Genomic DNA, 16,216 nt, shown 5'->3' with positions numbered 1-16,216 from the left:
ACAAAATTTTGACATCTTCCATACCGGAAATAAAGCTCTAAAGAAAACCGCCCAAGCAAGTCCAGATTCTTTGAAACCCAAACTTTCGGGACACTAAAACGATTCCCCACTTCTATTTTTATAACACCCCGAACAAATACCTGCGGGTAAAAAATATCGACTATGAAAAAGACACTTTTTTTATCCGCTTTAACCCTTATTGGCATTCTCGTTATTGGGTGTAACAATGATGACGACAATAGAACTACAGAACCAAAAAATGAAAAGCCCGGGAATTTCACGGTGCAAGTCACTCAAATTACCGCTAATAGCGCAGTACTGACCTGGAATGCAGCCGTAGACCCCGACAAGGACAAAGTAACCTATACCGTATTTCTGGGAGACAACGAAGTGCAGGCAAATCTGGAGACCACCGAATTTCTTTTAGAAAACCTAACCGCCCAAACCGATTATAACGGTAAAGTAACTGCTTCCGACGGTAATGGAAACACCTCTGAAAACACATTTGATTTTACAACGGAAGAAGAAGATGAAGAGGGGGCCGCCGATGGCGTCTCCATAGCCTGGGAAAAATCCTTCGGGGGTTCTAAAATTGACATGGCCAATTCCTTGCAACTAACGGTCGATGGCGGGTATATCATAGCAGGCACTTCCGACTCCGATGATGGCGATGTAGGCGGCAACAATGACGCTGAAGGATATCTAGGAGGTGATTTTTGGATCATTAAATTGAACCATTCAGGGGATTTAATGTGGGAAACCAACCTTGGTGGATCAAGTGACGAGGGCGGAAATGATATACAACAAACCGCAGATGGCGGATATATCGTAGTAGGAATGACCGATTCCAATGATCAGGATATTAGTGGAGACACCTCTTCTGCCGATGTTTGGATCGTTAAACTTGATGGATCTGGAAATTTGGTTTGGGAAACCAATTATGGGGGCGGATCCGGTGACGAAGCCAATGCTGTTAGGCAAACTGTAGATGGCGGATATATTGTTGCAGGTTTCACAGGCTCTTCAGATGGTGATGTAGAAGACAATAATGGAGGATTGGATTATTGGATACTTAAGCTGGACGCTAACGGAACCTTGGTGTGGGAAACAACCCTTGGAGGCAGCGGGTTCGACATTGCAAAATCGATAGAGCAAACATCGGACGGAGGCTATATTGTTGCAGGATATTCAGAGTCTCCAGATGGTGATGTGGGAGGTAATTATGGCGAAAGGGACTATTGGGCGGTAAAGTTAGATGCCTCAGGAAATTTAGCATGGGAAACCCATCTTGGAGGTTCATTGGATGACTACGCCTATGACATTCACCAAACTTCGGACCTAGGGTATATTGTGGCCGGGTATTCAGAATCTTCAGATTTTGATGTTAGTGACAATTACGGGAATAGGGATTATTGGGTCGTTAAACTGAATACGACCGGAGAGATTACTTGGGAAGTGAATCTGGGGAGTTCATCGGTAGACGGTGCGCGTTCTATTCAACAAACAACAGACGGGGGCTATATTGTTGCAGGAAATGCGGGAGAGACCGATTTTGATGTAAGCGGTTCCGTTAACGGAGGATTTCTCGATTATTGGGTCGTTAAATTGACTCCAGAGGGGGTACTGTCTTGGGAAATAAGCATGGGAGGTCCGGAAAACGATTATGCGACCGCTATTCAACAAACAAATGACGGGTACATTGTATCGGGCTATGTTTCGGGTCCTGGCGGAGATATCAGTGGGTCGGGTAAAGGCCAGTGGGATTACTGGGTCGTAAAACTGGAGTGATCTAGATATCAAAAATGTTCGGTATAAATAGAGGTGTGTCATGTTAAATGTAGCTTGCGAAGAATACCCCATAAAATAGAAATAACGGATGGATTTTCCTTAAATCAAAGAACCGATAATCTGACCTAGATGTTTCAAGATAAATTTTGGACCTACGGGTGACCCCTGCTCGGCCGGGATACAGTTTTCAAAGCTCCACGAAAGTTGGGCTTTTTTTATGGTTTATGTTGAAAAGTCCGGTTCAAAAAAGGGGAGGCCATGGAATTTTCAGGACAAAAACGGTTTTAAGATACGGTTGGCCCGGTAAGGGCATGAACGCCATGGGAATGCAATTAATCCTGACAAACTGCACAATTCGATTCCCCAGTTAAGCGGCCATTTTTATCGAGTTCGTATTTACAGCATTCGTTGAAGTTTTTCTTTAGGATGTCTTTGGCCCTACGTATCCTTGCCTTTACATTCACATGGCTAATGTCTAATATTTCGGCTGCGTCATGCTGTTTTTTTCCTTGGATATAAACAAGTTCGATCACGTCTCTGTAGATTTTTGGCAAATCGGTTATAAACTTATCAAAACAACAGATATGTTGGTAATTTTGCAGGGGTGTGTCGGTATCGGTATGGGTTTTTGCCACATATAACGATTCTTTATTGAAATGGTTCGCTATTTCGTTCCGGGCAATCTGAAAGACCCACGCCCTTAGTTTCGTTTCGTCTTGAAGCTGCGACCGGTTTTTATGGACCTTTAGGAAAGTGTTCTGGAAAATATCGCCGGTAGCGGTTTTATCATTCACCTTTTTAAGAATGAAGAAATAGACTTCATTGTTGAAACGATCCCATATTTCTTGTGTTTCCATGATTAAAAATAACAAAAGGTTAGCTTTTGGGGCTAACCTTTATGGGGTTTAACAACAGTCACATTTGTCGCATTCGCATTTGTCACAAGGACAGTTGTTTGTTGAACAATTGCCGCAATTGCATTTGGTGCAATCACAGTTGGTGCATGTACATGTATTCATAGATGTATGATTTTATGGTTCATTAGGTAGACCCATAAAGAGGGAAAAAGATACATGAAATCCTGTTTTTTTTGATTATGAGTGGCACTAAAAAAGTCCAACCAAAGCAAGACGAAAGGTTTTCTGGAGTAATTGGGCGCTATGCGCATAACGCTATGCGGTTTTTATTTGTTTTTGAAATACTTATCAAGTTTCATTTCTATAGATTCTTCCCTACGTAAAAGATAGATTGCCGCCCATAATCTGTTTTTAGGAATATCGAAATCAAATTTCTTATGGTTTCTGACAAACCATTCCGATGAATCTTGCATCAGGTTTCCAACTCTTTCAAACTCCTGCTGCAGGAATTTGTAATATGGATCATCTTTCCCTATTTCCTTTAAGTAATCCATGTATTTACTAAATGGTTTTAATTCCAGTATGGTTATAAAGTCAGGATTTCTATAAATACTATCTCGATATTTAATGACTCCAGCGTTTTGGCTGAAATTCCATAGCATGGCGAATTGTGTAGAATCCAAACTTTTTAAGAACCGATACTTGACATTTTCTTCAAACGGAACCATGTATTCTGGAGTTTTTGAAATTTTTTCAAAATACAGATGGTAAGCTTTGTTGGGGTTGTCTTCATTCGTGCTTTTCTCCACCATGTTGTCCACAAATTGAACCATCGATTTTAAACCTTCGATTTCTTTTTGGTTAAAAATTTTATTCAGTGATTTATCACTATTAAAATCGATCTCTTTTTGACCTGAAATATGCGGAGTTGCCACTAAAAACATGACGATAACCATAAATTTATTCATGACGATATTCTTATTTAAGTGTCTTGACTTATGATACGGCTACGGATTACCATTGAATGTAACCGGCATCTAGATGCCCGTAATTAAGGGTTTTGTAATCTAAAGATAAAAGTAATCGTATACTGTTGTACGGCTTGATTGCATTTTTTGTTCGCTTTTTTAGCAGGATCCACGCCCGTAAATATAATACCGCCCGTTATTTATTCTTTTACATAGGTCAGAAAGAACAGGATTCTTACACGGTCATTATTAGCTATAATTCTAAGAGGGTAGTACTTTTGCAGTAGAAATAAATAGTTATGATCAGACAATTGTTCTTGATACTCGTATGTCTTGCCCTGGGCGAGGTCGTGGTCTATTTTACGGGTATTAAGATTCCCTCGAGTATCATAGGCATGCTGTTGTTGACGGCAGGCCTTCATTTTAAAATCATCAAACTTAAATGGATCCAAGGTATTGCCGATTTCCTTTTGGATAATATGGTGTTCTTCTTTATTCCACCGGGCATCGCCATTATGTGTTATTTGGATTTGATCTCCAAAGAATGGATACCCATACTGGCATCGGTTATCGGAAGCACGGTCTTGGTATTGATAAGCACGAGTTTTACCCATCAGGTATTGCGAAAAACAAGATCCAAGAAACCAAATACCGATAAATAATGAAACTGATTTCAGAACCTTATATCCTATTGACCATCACAATTGGGATTTATTGGTTGACAAAGTATCTCCAAAATAAAACCAACTCGGTTTTTCTAAATCCCATATTGATCACCATAATCGCGGTAATAGCCATTTTAAAAGCTGCCGGAATCTCTTATGACACCTACCACGAAGCGGGAAAGTATATCGAGTTTTTTCTAAAACCTTCGATTGTGGCCTTAGGTGTGCCATTATACCTTCAAATAAATAAAATAAAGAAACAGGTGATACCTATTGTTATTTCGCAATTGGTGGGTGCCGTGGTAGGCATAATTTCGGGGGTGTTTATCGCGAAATGGTTGGGCGCTTCCGATGCGGTCATCATTTCAATAGCACCCAAGTCGGTAACAACGCCCCTGGCTATTGATATTTCTACCTCAATAGGGGGTATACCATCACTTACGGCCTCAATGGTCGTAATGGTAGGGATCTTTGGGTCTGTAGCGGGTTTTAAGATCTTGCAACTCTTTAAAGTGAAAAACCCCATGTCTAAAAGTCTATCTATGGGCACCGCAAGCCATGGTCTTGGAACTGCCCAAGCTATGGCCATAAGTCAACGGTTTGGTGCATATTCCAGTATGGGACTTATTTTGAACGGACTGTTTACGGCCCTATTTACGCCTATTATCTTGGCGCTTCTTGGGTTTATTTAGCGGTTGTTTATTTCATTTTTGATGTAAATATATTCTTAATTGTATCTAATTCTTTTTTGTATTTCAAATCTGTTCTTGATGCAAAATATAAGGTGTTTTCCGTTTTAACTTTTCCTTCCCAAACTAAATTTATTTCCTTTCTTAAAATTTGTTCTTGACATAAAAAATCCGGAACTAATGCAAGTCCGTTCCCATTGTTTAAACATCTTATAATAGAAGTAATATTCGGTAAAATATAGTTGGGTTTAAAAGCAGGTTTCTTATTAAAATTCTCAAACCAAAAACGTCTAAAATGTTCCATTTCGTTTGATGAACTATACCAAACATTTTGAAGCAATTCTTCTTCTAACTTACTTAAATCTTTTGATTTTAGGTGTTCTTGTATTTTGGTTGTATCTGTTTTATTGCCAGCTATTAAAACGATTCTTTCTTTTGAAAACGGAATATACTCAACCAATGATTTTTTTTCATTCTGTTTTTTAGGTGTTATTACTAAATCTAAAATGCCATTGTTTAGGTCTTTTATTAAATCTGTATGTGCTCCAAATCTAGCGACTAGGTCAAAGTCTAGTTTAGGGATTTCGGGTTCAATAATGAGTTGAAACATTTCTGAACACATTCCAATGTTCAGGGATGGATTTTTTTCTTGCGTTGTTTTTTTAAAATGCTGTTCTGCTATTTCAAGTTTTTTTAAAGAGTCAATAATATATTCATATAAAAATTTCCCATCTTCTGTTGGTATCATTTTTCTCGAAGTACGTTCAAATAGTTTTTTGCCAACATAAGCTTCCAAAGCATTTAAGTGTACACTAACTCCGGGTTGGGAAGCATATAAAGCAATAGAAGCTTTTGTTAAGGTTCCGTTTTCATAAATTTCCTTAAATGTTCTGTACCATTCTAAATTTACCATAGCTATTAAAATATTGATACAAAGGTATGATTAGTATTATTTTTACAATAACAAATATCGATTTAATTTTGTCTCAAATAAAATAAGGGATAAATGAAAAATATATTTATAATTAATGGAAGTCATCCATTTGCACATTCTGGTGGAAGATTTAACGAAACACTTTTTACTAATACGATTTCATATTTTGAATCTTTAAAAGGATTTGAAGTTAAGGCTACACAAGTAGGTGACAATTATAATACAAAGGAAGAAGTTGAAAAATTTAAGTGGGCCGATATCGTGATTTACCATACTCCGATTTGGTGGTTTCAAATACCTTTTGGATTTAAAAAATACATAGATGAAGTTTTTACCGAAGGTCATCAAAATGGAATTTATGCAAGTGATGGAAGAAGCAGAAAAAATCCAGACATCAATTACGGGACTGGTGGTTTAATGCACGGAAAAAAATACATACTTACTACAAGTTGGAATGCTCCTAAAACCGCATTTACTTTAGAAAATGAATTTTTTAATCAAAAAAGTGTAGATGAAGGTGCTATGTTCGGGTTTCACAGAATGAATGCTTTTACAGGAATGGAATTATTGGCAACACATCATTTTCACGATATGGAAAAAAATGCGGATGTTCCTTTTGAGTTGAATAATTACAATACTTTTTTAAATGATTTAGTGATTAATTTGTAATTATCTGGTTTCTTTTCGAAAATGCAGTATAACGCAGCACTTTATAAAGCGCACATTATTTAAAGGAAATATAGTAAAAATCATCAAATGTTTTCGGCGATATGGTAATAAATCTCCTGTACCACCGAACAAAACGACCGATGAACACCCGTAAATAAACAAGCAACGGCGCATACATTGCATATAGCGGGTTCATATGCTACATTGTTGAGCCGTAGCGGTGAGTAGGATGCACGGGCCAGCGGGGGATTGCCTACAGCCTGAAGAAATACCTGAATTTCATTGGAAAACACTCAAAAAGCTGGGCGGGAATACTTGTTTCGGCATCATTGGTGGGGATTGTCTTCTACGACTTTTTTTAGCCTTGGTTCGGTCTCGATAACGACTTTTCAATACTGAAACACAATAAAAAAGCCCCTTGAAGAGGCTTATATGAATCCGCTTGTCTAGGAATTAAGGGCTTGTGCAACGGTAACCGTTGTTGGCAATTGTTATTTATATTTCCAGTTGGTTAAAATATGAGTAACTTCTTTTCCAACTTCTTTTTCCAATCGAGTTGATAATTCCGAGTCAGTAAGGGCTTTTGTATTACTTAAGTCCGTATTTATTAAAAACTCTCGAAGTTTTATTAAAATGTCAGTTTTATTTGAATCTAATATTGACTTTGCGTTTTTATAGAATTGCATTTGAAACCATTCATAGTTTTGAGGTGTTAGCTTCTGAACATATTTTTCTTCAAAATCTTTGAGAGTTTTAAATTCGGCCATTCTATCTCCAGATTGTATTACAAATTCGGGATACGTATTCATCAACTGGTAAGATAGATTTGCTTTTTCTTTTATGAAAGAATACATACTCATTGTCGCAAATAATTCTTGTAACCACTTTCTTTGAGGTTTAGTTCCTTCTTTAAAATGATAAAGATGTGCTAATTCGTGAATTGATAAAGTCTCTCGATAAAATAAGTCTAAATTTATTTTTGCCCCATAAACAGGTTTTAATGAAGCCAAATATTGTTCAGGTAATTGGGAAATCATTTTTTCCACTTCCATTGAAACTATTGATTTATCCAGTCCAAGTATTACATTTCCTTTTCCAGCTTGAGGTAAACCAGGGGGTGGAAAATAAGCATGTTTATACCACTCTCTATTTTCTATGAATAGGACAGCAAAATCTAAATCAGTCTGAAAAATTTTGTCAAAATATAGTTTAGCCGTATTAAGGTTCTTAAGAGTTTCTGTTGTGGTTTTAATTGAATCATTAGAAACCAAGGTTTTAAAAGTGTAGTCTGTTTTCAATTCTATTAATCCACTATGGATAGAAGTGTCAATCCAAGATTCTTGACCTTGTACATGGGTTGTTAAACAACATAGTAAAATTGCAATCAGATTCGTTAAAGTCGATTTTTTCATAGTTCTGTTTAATTGTTGTAAACGTTGCGCTATGTAAAGTCCATATTATTTAAAGGAAATATAGTAAAAATCATCGAAGGTTTTCGATGATATTGGGAATAAATCTCCTGTACCACCGAGCAAAGCGACCGATTAATACTCAATAAACAAGCAACGTTGCATACATTGTATATAGCGGGTTGATATGCTAGATTGTTGAGCGTTGCAACGAGCAGGATGCTCGCGCCAGCGGGGGGTTACTGTTGTTGACTACAGTATTTTTAAAAGGAAGTCTAGATTATGCTATTTAAATCTTGCCTTCCTATGACTGCCATAATTTCAACGGTCTCTTCATTTATTCGGTAGTAAATGCTGTCTGACCCGCAAACACATCTTCGATATCCGTTTTTTATAAAATCCACTGACTCGAATGAAAATGGTCTTTGCGCAATGATTTCAAAATACTTGAAAAAGGAGTCGAAATATTTGTCCGCTTGGGCCAACCCAAATTTTTTAACTCCGTAGTGATGAATCCTTATTAGGTCTTCTTTTGCTGAATTGCTTAATCTGTATTTAGCCATTAAGAGTGGCTTTAGACTGCTTTAGGATTTCAGATTTGGTATCGTTTGTAAATCCACTTTTTTCGGCTTTTTCCAATTTCGCCTTGATCCAGTCGATTTGAACTTGCTGGTTTCGCGCCTGTCTGATTAAATCGTTTACAAGCTCACTTTTGCTGGAGTACTCTTGATTGTCCACTTGTGATTTTAACCATTCGTCATTTGGTTGTGTGAAAGAAATGCTCTGTCGTGCCATGATATATTTTGGTGCTAAAATACACCAAAAACGAATCAACTGCAAATTTCCTTGATATTGTTATCAACGCTACAGCTATAGTTAGTGCGGGATAAAGGAAACATTTTTGTTTCCGGCTTCGCACATAGCCGAAGCTTTTTGTTTGTATTTATTTTTTTTCATTTTAAAAGCCAGATTCAAAAGAATTGACCGCCTCAATAAATACAACCAAGCCATTAAGCATAACACTTTTTGCCCTATTTGCTATAACCATTTCTAGCCTACGTATATTTCCATTCCTTTATTGTACGTATAATGATTTCAATGTAAGTCTCCCTGGTTTGAGAATGACCTAAAGGTTTGTCTGAATCAGTTATGCGTTTTATTATTGTTTGTTTTAAATTCGGATTCATATGTTTTCCTTTTCCCCCTAATAACTGATGAATTTCATCCAAATAACGTGATAAAGTATCAAGTCTGGTATGGACTGCATACTTCATTAATTCTTCCGTAACTTTCTCGTAATCTTGAGGTTCTATTCCGTATATACTTTCCGAACTAAAACATGTATTAAAGTATGCTTTTTTTTTAAATTGTTCTGTGTTATAAAAATTTAGGCTAATACCTTTTAGATGATTTTTCTTGAAATAAAAGAAAAGTAAATATTCATCTATAATAAGTGAATATGGACGTTCATATGTTGGAGACCAATGTAACCAAGTTCCTTTTTTTTGAGAGAAATTCGGTGCTCTTAATAGTTTGTAACCAATGTTAAGTAAATCTGAATCCAGCGAATCAGGTTGAATTTGGTCTGACTCCAATTTTAAATATTTGTTTAATATCCGTCCTAGTTTGTTTTCTTCTTTTTGTTTTAGTTTAAAACCGCTTTCTTCTTGAATAGAAAGACGCCAAATGATTGACGCCCAGAATAAAAAACATAAAAAAGGTCTTTTTTCACTTATGTAATTCGATTTTGTAGAAGTTGATTGGGTTAAGGTTTTTGCATATTCACTTTCTATTGTTCCGAAACGCTTTTCACAATTAGTACAGAAATAATTGTCAACAATTGCATCATCGGTATTGTTTTCTATTAAGTCCTCTGTAACCTCTCCATAAATTTCTTTTAGCTTTTCTGGTTGCACCGCTCTTCCAAAATGTGAAGTTGTAACATCCTTTTTTAAAATAAAGGCAACTTCTTTATCTCTTCCTTTTTCTCCAAGATCATTTAATATTCTTTTTAAAAGGAAGTGAGGAACAATGTGCGAGCCTTTTTTATCCGCTACATTTATCTTACAAAGTTGACAGTTTTTCATTTGTAGGCTAACAATCGGCTAAACGTACCAAGGTACGTTTATTCCTTTTTTACTAGTATAAATTTAATGGGTTCTTGATTTTTTCAAAGTTTTTGCTGAGAGGTATTTATACTCCTAAATTTAAAAAACAATTATTAAATAGAGATGGTCTTTAGGCTTTTTAATAGGGTTTGTTTGCCGTTATATAAATAAAATGTTATGGGCTGTTTGTATTAATCCGTGAATTCTACAATATGTCCCGAAACCGTTACTTTATAAAGTCTTACGAAAGGAAAAAAGGAGTGTTTTACTTCAACTGTCTCGTTAATAATTGCTTTTGAACTGCCAATAATATCAGCATTAGAAAGCATCTTCGCTTTAGCTTCGGCTACTAAAGCTTTTTTCGATAACCCTCCAATTCCTAGGATATATCTTGTTTGGGCCTCTCCTTGTACACGTTCGATAATTTTGTAGTTCTTTTTAGATAAAACGACTTCCGTGGTATGATTGTTCCTGTTTGTCGTTAATCCGTTGTGTGAAGCACAACTTGTAAAAAGAAGTGTTGCTAAGAATATTAAGCTTATTGATTTTTTCATTTTTTATGTATTATTTTCTTATTTATTTGGCTTTTTTGTTTTGCCGTGTTTGGTATAGTGGTAACTGGTACCACATTTAATTTTTTGTAAGTTGAAATTGTATTTCAAGAAGTGTCGTGGAGCATTGGTTTTTTTTCTTTTGTTTCATTTTTCAGTTCTTAATCTCGCCCATAACATTTAGACAATATGTTTCTAAATTGATGTTTTGCAATTAGTTTTTTGTGACTACGATGAATAGTTTTTTGGAGCATGGTCATTCGATAGAAATGGCTACATTTTCATCCCATTATACCAGCATTATACTTCCTCAAAAAAGAACTCGTGCAGTTCAATAAGGCTGCCCCGTTTGATCTGTACCAGGTCTTTGGTGGCTTTTAAGAATATACCAAGGGAGCGTTCGTTGTAGATAAACTTCATGTCATCGGAATAGTCGGTTACCACGTACATATCGCCAGAGAGTTTGTAAAAGGGTATCGCCATCTTACTTTTTACCTTTACCCCTTTGTTTACTATTTTGCCTTGGGTCAATGTTTCCTCGACATGTGTGTTCACCCATTCCCCGGAGGCCACCCGTACGTAGGCGACCATCATTCTCGTCCATTCGGGTTTGTCGATCAAGAACCATTTGATCTTATTGAAATCGATACCGTATTCATTGATCCAACCATGACTGGTAAAGCCCAATAACACCTGTTTTTTGCCATCCAATTCCGGATTGTCGGCGGGTACGAACTCCTGTATTTTAAAGGTAATGACAGAGGTTGAGGACATGTCTTTCAATTTTTTGCCATCAAAATCCATGGTTTTTAGGGAAAAACTGTTCATTTCAGGATTGTTGGCCAATAACCATTCGGTAGCGGTAAGTTCAGCGCGCTCTTTCATCTGTTCTATCGCCGCAACACCGGCACCAATGGCCGCCAAGGCACCAACAGCGCCTGCGACCACGGCACCTTTGTCCTGGGCATGGTTGTGTTTAGGTAGCAATAGAAATAAAATCGTAAGTAGTATAATCGGTTTTTTCATGGGTTGGGTATTTGGTTTTAATATGTTTTAATCGGTACTGTCCCGGTGGTCTATATAATCTATCATTTCCTTGTTTCGCTTTATTTGTTGCTCGATCTTCCACCTTTTGCCCAGTTCCAATATTTCGGCATAGGTCATGGTTTCCAATTCCTTTTCCTCGATCTTTAATCGTACCAAAGAACCGCCGAGTAGTCGAAAATCTGCGGAATCAAGATGTTTTTCTATGGCTTTTAAGTCCTTATGGGAGGTGTTTTCATTGAATTTCCGGTCTAATGGGGAGGTGCAGGACAATAGCAGTGCGGCAAAGGCACTTGTTAAAATATGTGCTTTCATAGGGGGTCAATGTAAATTCCAGTATAAAGCTATGGCCATAAAAAATGAATTCCTTACAGATTTCCGTAAGGGATTTAACTTTTTTTGTTTTTGGACTTTTAAAAGGGGATCGGTTTATGGTCTTTTTGGTTCTTTGCCCATGGCCAGGAAGCAAATACAGGGCCGCATTACGGAAAACCGTAAAGCGTTATGGCAGACATTGGTTAAATTTGCGATGTTGGTAAACCATGGGTATGTATAGAAAGGCGATTCTCTTATTATTTCTGTTTTTTTCAATGGCAACCTTTTCACAAAAAGAGGGCCTGGAACTTATTTCATGGAATATCCAGGATTTTGGGAGAACCAAAAATTCGGCGGAATTGGAACAGATTGCCGAAATTGTCAGGGATGCCGATATTTTGGTGATACAAGAGGTGGTTGCGGGTTATGGTGGTGCCCAGGCCGTGGCCAAACTTAGCGATATCCTTAACCGAAAAGGGAGCAAATGGGATTATGTGATCAGTAACCCCACGAACAGTCCCAAATATGTTACCGAACGTTATGCCCTAATCTGGAAAACCAAGCATATAAAAATAAAAAACAGGGGTTACCTGATTCAGGAGTTGGATGCCCTTATAGATCGGGAACCTTTTTTGTTGGATGTCTTTATAGATGGAAAAAAAGTTACTTTGATCAACTTCCATTCCAGACCGCACGACCATGACCCGGAGACGGAAATTGCCGCCCTGACCGATTATATTGTTAGTAATGACACTACGCCCATTATTCTGGCGGGCGATTTTAATGTTAATGAGAACCATCCCGTTTTTGATGGTTTTAAACATAAAGGGTTCATGGCGGCCCTAACCGACCAAAAAACGACCTTGAAAAAGGCATGTAATGGGGAAGGCTATTTAAACCACGCCATTGACAATATCTTTTACTCTAAAGATATTCGAAAGGTCGATAGTGGGGTGTTGGATTTTGTGCGTTTTTGTGATGATTTGGATACGGCCAGGAAACTCTCGGATCATTTACCCGTTTATTTAAGGTTTGGGTTGTGATAGTGAACTAAATATACCTTTTGTACTTTGAAAAAAGGCCATGCTTACCAAATTGATGAAACCCCCTATTACCTTTTCGGTAAGCCGGCCAGTATAACTTTCGTTGTTTATCGTTTTACAAATTGAATGAACATTTATTCTGCCCCCGCTATCCATATGCAATCCGCACTTAAGACGAATGACATTTTTTTGAGCAGGATCTACAACCATTTGCAGAACTTGGATAATAGTCCATCGCTTTTACAACGGCCGCATGGCAATCTGTAAACACCCCTAATTCTTTAGTATCCAAAGCAAGGGAAAGCCAATAGCAGCCTTCTTTATGAACCTCATGGTCCCCATTGGGCTGGGCGGTCATGTTTACGAAGTACTTTGTCATTCCGTTAGTATTGAAATTAACCATGCCAAACTTATGACCATTAAAAAAGAATCCCTTACAGATTTCCGTAAGGGATTTAAAATTTTTTGTTGTTGGGGATGATAGTGAGGGGTGTAGTTTTAGATCCTACCCTGTTTAATGAGCTTGGCGATCAGGTGGTGGGTGTTCTTGGCCCCGAATTCATCGAACAACCGACTTATTTTTTTATCTATGGTACTTTCGCTATTGGGTGAGATTTTGTTCTTCTTCAATCTTTTTGAAATCTCTTTCTTGGTAAGTCCGTCGGCAAGGTCTTTAAGGATCATAATGTCGTACTTGTCCATCTCAATAACATTATTGGCACTGTTCAAGTTGATCTGGGGAGAAACAAAGGTTCTGTTCTGCCGAACTTCCTCCATGGCCATTATCAGTTCATTAAGGCTATTACGGCCCTTGCATACATAACCATTTATCTTGAATTCAGTAAACAACGGATTTATTTCTATGGGGTTGTCTATCATGGAGTTTACGATGATCTTAATATCGGGGTCTATACTCCTGACGGCCTGGATAAGTTCTTTGCCAGAAGTAAGCCTTCGCTCTACATGGCTTTCCTTAAACGAAAGGTCGGTAATAAGAAGATCGTACGGTTCCCCTTGGGCATGGGCTACCTTAAAACGGTTAAAAGCCTTGTCGCAATACAATTCTTCTTGAATGTTCTCTATTTGGAATCTATTTTCCAGGGCATCTACGATTCCTTTATTGGTATCTTGAAAATCTTCGGCAAGCAGTATTTTTTTGAACATGGTCTGTACTTTTTAATTCGGAATTTCGATTAGGGCCTTAAAACCATCACCCTTCTCCGATTCAAAATTAATACTTCCATTTATGGCATCAATACGCTTTTCTGTATTCCAAAGTCCATTTTTATTTTGTATGGCCTCTTTTGATGCACCGACGCCATTATCCATATATTCGACCCGGAATATCTTCTTGGTCTGTTCAAAATCTATAGAGACCATGGTGGCCGAACTATGTTTTTGCATATTGGTCATTAACTCCTGAAGTACCTTGTACAGGGTTTTCTTGGTCAGTGCCGAAATTTGGTCCCAGTTGATTTCCTTGCTGCCCGTAACGATCAATTGGGCATTTTTACAATAGGTGCCCAACATTCCGAATAAAGATTCCTTAAAAAGTGGTCCGGTATCCACATCATTGATCTTTCTAGAGAAATTTCGACTTTGGTTGTATAAAACCTCTACGATATCGAGGACTTTATCGGGGTCGGACCCATTTTGGAGCAAAAGCATGGCGTGGTTGAGTTTACCCCCAAAATCGTCATGTAATTTTCTGGAGAGTGCAGCTTCGGTTTCATAAGTGGCCTGTAAAACGGCGATTTTGTTTTTCTGTTGTATACGTCTGCCCCGTTGTATTAAAAAATAACCTATAAACGTTGAGGATAGTAGAACGAATATCAACCCCGCATAGGACATGATCTTTTTGTTCCGTTCTTCGGCAACCTCCAAGGCACGTTCCGCATTTTCCTTTTCCAGACGTAAGATGGATTCCTGTTTTAAGGTATCATCGTACTTGTATTTGGCAAATTGGGTTTTTACCTTAAGTTCCTGTTCATAAAGACTGTCCTGTAGAAAAACATAGCGGTCCCGAAAGTTTACGTTATCGGGTTGTAGCTGTATTAAATGTTTTAAGGCATCCTGTTCCGCCCTGGGAATGTTCATGGTCTTCGACAATTGAATAAGGGAATCAAAATACAGGCTTGCTTTTTGACGGTCAATCGGGAGATAATATTCCCCTAAATGGGTGTAACTGGCCAATTGTCCCCTATGGTCCTTGTTTTTCTTGCGTATACCCAACGGATGAGTGAATGCCTCCGCCGTTACCTCTTCCTTGGCCAACCAACGGGCATAGGCAAGATTGTCGAGTACCCGGGCATATTCGGTTTTGTTCTTTTGCAATTCGGGGACGTTCAAAATTTCGTTCAGTAAACCAATGGCCTCCTTGGGTTTGTTGAAATCGATATAAGTAGCGGCCAAATTGTTTTGATAGATCAATCTGTCCTTGTCCGATTGCGTGCTGGAAATGGCCTTTAAATGATATTTTATCGCTTCCTCATGGTTCAATAACTTCCGGTGATCAGTGGCAAGCACATCATAGGATGAAGAAATATATTTGGTGTCCTTATTTTCATTTAAATATTGAAGTGCCTCGGTAATGGTTTCCTTACTCCCAAAAAAGTCGTTGTGGGTCTTTTGGATGATGGCCATATTATACAGGTTTTTACCTACCCAACTGCTATCGTTGATCCGTTTCTTATAGTTTTTGGCGTTATTGTATTCGTAAAATGCCTTTTGTGGCTTTTGGGCGATATAATCATAATAATAGCCCATTAAATAGTATTGCCTGCTTAGGATGGCATCGTCATTGGTTTTTAAGGCATGGTCGATAAGTAGATCGCTGTATACCTGGAGGCTATCAAATTCTTTCAATGAAAGGTGAATCAGGTTTTTTTGATATAGGGTCAAGGTGTATAACGTGTCTTTTTCGCGCTCTTTTTGGAACCCCAAAGATTTGTTTATGGCCGTATATCGCTTCTTCAAAGGATTGTTCTTAGCCTTTGCTGAGATATAGTAAAAAAGGGCGCTATCGTTGGCCACTTCTGTATTCGAAGTGTTTTTCCCGTGATCGGTAGTACAGGAAATAAAAAGTGAGATACAAGCTAAAATCAATACCCTATTCAAAAGAAATACTTTTGCGATAAAAGTATTCAAAAATGGGCTATACCCGAAGGTATGGCCCA

The 16,216-nt window shown here is 37.8% G+C and carries 18 protein-coding genes; 5 read left to right on the top strand and 13 right to left on the bottom strand.

The features are described 5' to 3' along the window. The first annotated feature begins 162 nt into the window (after nt 1-162). Nucleotides 163-1,788 (top strand): fibronectin type III domain-containing protein, encoded by a 1,626-nt coding sequence (locus GJ691_RS05360; protein ID WP_154364545.1) that lies wholly within the window; start codon nt 163-165, stop codon nt 1,786-1,788. Between the two features lie 332 nt (nt 1,789-2,120). On the opposite strand, the gene GJ691_RS05355 is transcribed toward GJ691_RS05360, so the two are convergent. Both GJ691_RS05355 and GJ691_RS05350 read right to left on the bottom strand, forming a co-directional pair. Then, nucleotides 2,121-2,645 (bottom strand): sigma-70 family RNA polymerase sigma factor, encoded by a 525-nt coding sequence (locus tag GJ691_RS05355; RefSeq protein ID WP_154364543.1) that lies wholly within the window; start codon nt 2,643-2,645, stop codon nt 2,121-2,123. Nucleotides 2,646-2,971: 326 nt separating this feature from the next. Further along, a complete protein-coding gene (locus GJ691_RS05350) occupies nt 2,972-3,613 on the bottom strand; it encodes a hypothetical protein (RefSeq protein WP_154364540.1) in 642 nt (213 codons plus the stop codon). Between the two features lie 299 nt (nt 3,614-3,912). On the opposite strand from GJ691_RS05350, the gene GJ691_RS05345 reads away from it, so the two are divergent. Both GJ691_RS05345 and GJ691_RS05340 read left to right on the top strand, forming a co-directional pair. Then, nucleotides 3,913-4,275, top strand: a complete 363-nt coding sequence (locus GJ691_RS05345; RefSeq protein ID WP_154364538.1) for a CidA/LrgA family protein — start codon at nt 3,913-3,915, stop codon at nt 4,273-4,275. After that, on the top strand, nt 4,275-4,970 hold the full coding sequence (locus GJ691_RS05340) for an LrgB family protein (protein WP_154364536.1): 696 nt from the start codon (nt 4,275-4,277) through the stop codon (nt 4,968-4,970). Before GJ691_RS05345 ends, GJ691_RS05340 begins: the two co-directional genes overlap by 1 nt. Before the next feature lie 7 nt (nt 4,971-4,977). Here the strand turns inward: GJ691_RS05340 and GJ691_RS05335 are convergent, their stop codons facing one another. Continuing rightward, the gene (locus GJ691_RS05335) at nt 4,978-5,880 is read right to left on the bottom strand and encodes a LysR family transcriptional regulator (protein WP_154364534.1); all 903 of its coding nucleotides are present in this window, start codon (nt 5,878-5,880) and stop codon (nt 4,978-4,980) included. Between the two features lie 93 nt (nt 5,881-5,973). Here GJ691_RS05335 and GJ691_RS05330 point away from each other — a divergent pair, with 93 nt between their 5' ends. Continuing rightward, the gene (locus GJ691_RS05330) at nt 5,974-6,570 is read left to right on the top strand and encodes an NAD(P)H-dependent oxidoreductase (protein ID WP_154364532.1); all 597 of its coding nucleotides are present in this window, start codon (nt 5,974-5,976) and stop codon (nt 6,568-6,570) included. A 491-nt stretch (nt 6,571-7,061) separates the two neighbouring features. Here GJ691_RS05330 and GJ691_RS05325 read toward each other — a convergent pair whose 3' ends face one another. From GJ691_RS05325 to GJ691_RS05295, 7 genes are all read right to left on the bottom strand, one after another. After that, nucleotides 7,062-7,982, bottom strand: coding sequence for a hypothetical protein (locus tag GJ691_RS05325; protein WP_154364530.1), 921 nt, complete (start codon nt 7,980-7,982; stop codon nt 7,062-7,064). Nucleotides 7,983-8,254: 272 nt separating this feature from the next. Beyond that, nucleotides 8,255-8,542 carry a type II toxin-antitoxin system RelE/ParE family toxin gene (locus GJ691_RS05320; RefSeq protein ID WP_154364528.1) on the bottom strand — a complete coding sequence of 96 codons (288 nt, stop codon included), beginning with the start codon at nt 8,540-8,542 and terminating at the stop codon, nt 8,255-8,257. Continuing rightward, the gene (locus GJ691_RS05315) at nt 8,535-8,774 is read right to left on the bottom strand and encodes a ribbon-helix-helix domain-containing protein (protein WP_154364526.1); all 240 of its coding nucleotides are present in this window, start codon (nt 8,772-8,774) and stop codon (nt 8,535-8,537) included. The genes GJ691_RS05320 and GJ691_RS05315 overlap by 8 nt, the downstream gene beginning before the upstream one ends. Nucleotides 8,775-9,034: 260 nt before the next feature. After that, a complete protein-coding gene (locus tag GJ691_RS05310; protein WP_154364524.1) occupies nt 9,035-10,066 on the bottom strand; it encodes a hypothetical protein in 1,032 nt (343 codons plus the stop codon). A gap of 212 nt (nt 10,067-10,278) precedes the next feature. Continuing rightward, entirely contained in the window at nt 10,279-10,641 is a 363-nt protein-coding gene (locus tag GJ691_RS05305; protein ID WP_154364522.1) for a DUF6567 family protein, read from the bottom strand. 297 nt (nt 10,642-10,938) lie between these two features. Further along, nucleotides 10,939-11,664, bottom strand: a complete 726-nt coding sequence (locus GJ691_RS05300; RefSeq protein ID WP_154364520.1) for a hypothetical protein — start codon at nt 11,662-11,664, stop codon at nt 10,939-10,941. A gap of 27 nt (nt 11,665-11,691) precedes the next feature. After that, nucleotides 11,692-11,997 carry a hypothetical protein gene (locus GJ691_RS05295; RefSeq protein ID WP_154364518.1) on the bottom strand — a complete coding sequence of 102 codons (306 nt, stop codon included), beginning with the start codon at nt 11,995-11,997 and terminating at the stop codon, nt 11,692-11,694. Nucleotides 11,998-12,230: 233 nt separating this feature from the next. On the opposite strand from GJ691_RS05295, the gene GJ691_RS05290 reads away from it, so the two are divergent. Next, nucleotides 12,231-13,040 (top strand): endonuclease/exonuclease/phosphatase family protein, encoded by an 810-nt coding sequence (locus GJ691_RS05290; protein ID WP_154364516.1) that lies wholly within the window; start codon nt 12,231-12,233, stop codon nt 13,038-13,040. A gap of 169 nt (nt 13,041-13,209) precedes the next feature. On the opposite strand, the gene GJ691_RS05285 is transcribed toward GJ691_RS05290, so the two are convergent. The 3 genes from GJ691_RS05285 to GJ691_RS05275 form a co-directional block, all read right to left on the bottom strand. Next, complete coding sequence (locus GJ691_RS05285) at nt 13,210-13,419, bottom strand: hypothetical protein (protein WP_154364514.1); 210 nt, start codon at nt 13,417-13,419, stop codon at nt 13,210-13,212. A 119-nt stretch (nt 13,420-13,538) separates the two neighbouring features. Continuing rightward, nucleotides 13,539-14,204: a DNA-binding response regulator gene (locus GJ691_RS05280; protein WP_154364512.1), complete on the bottom strand. Its 666-nt coding sequence runs from the start codon at nt 14,202-14,204 to the stop codon at nt 13,539-13,541. 12 nt (nt 14,205-14,216) lie between these two features. Further along, entirely contained in the window at nt 14,217-16,157 is a 1,941-nt protein-coding gene (locus GJ691_RS05275; RefSeq protein ID WP_154364510.1) for a tetratricopeptide repeat-containing sensor histidine kinase, read from the bottom strand. Nucleotides 16,158-16,216: the final 59 nt, after the last annotated feature.

The organism is Maribacter luteus (genome assembly GCF_009674825.1).
Lineage (GTDB): Bacteria > Bacteroidota > Bacteroidia > Flavobacteriales > Flavobacteriaceae > Maribacter_A > Maribacter_A luteus.
This window is presented reverse-complemented; position numbering and strand designations above follow the sequence as displayed.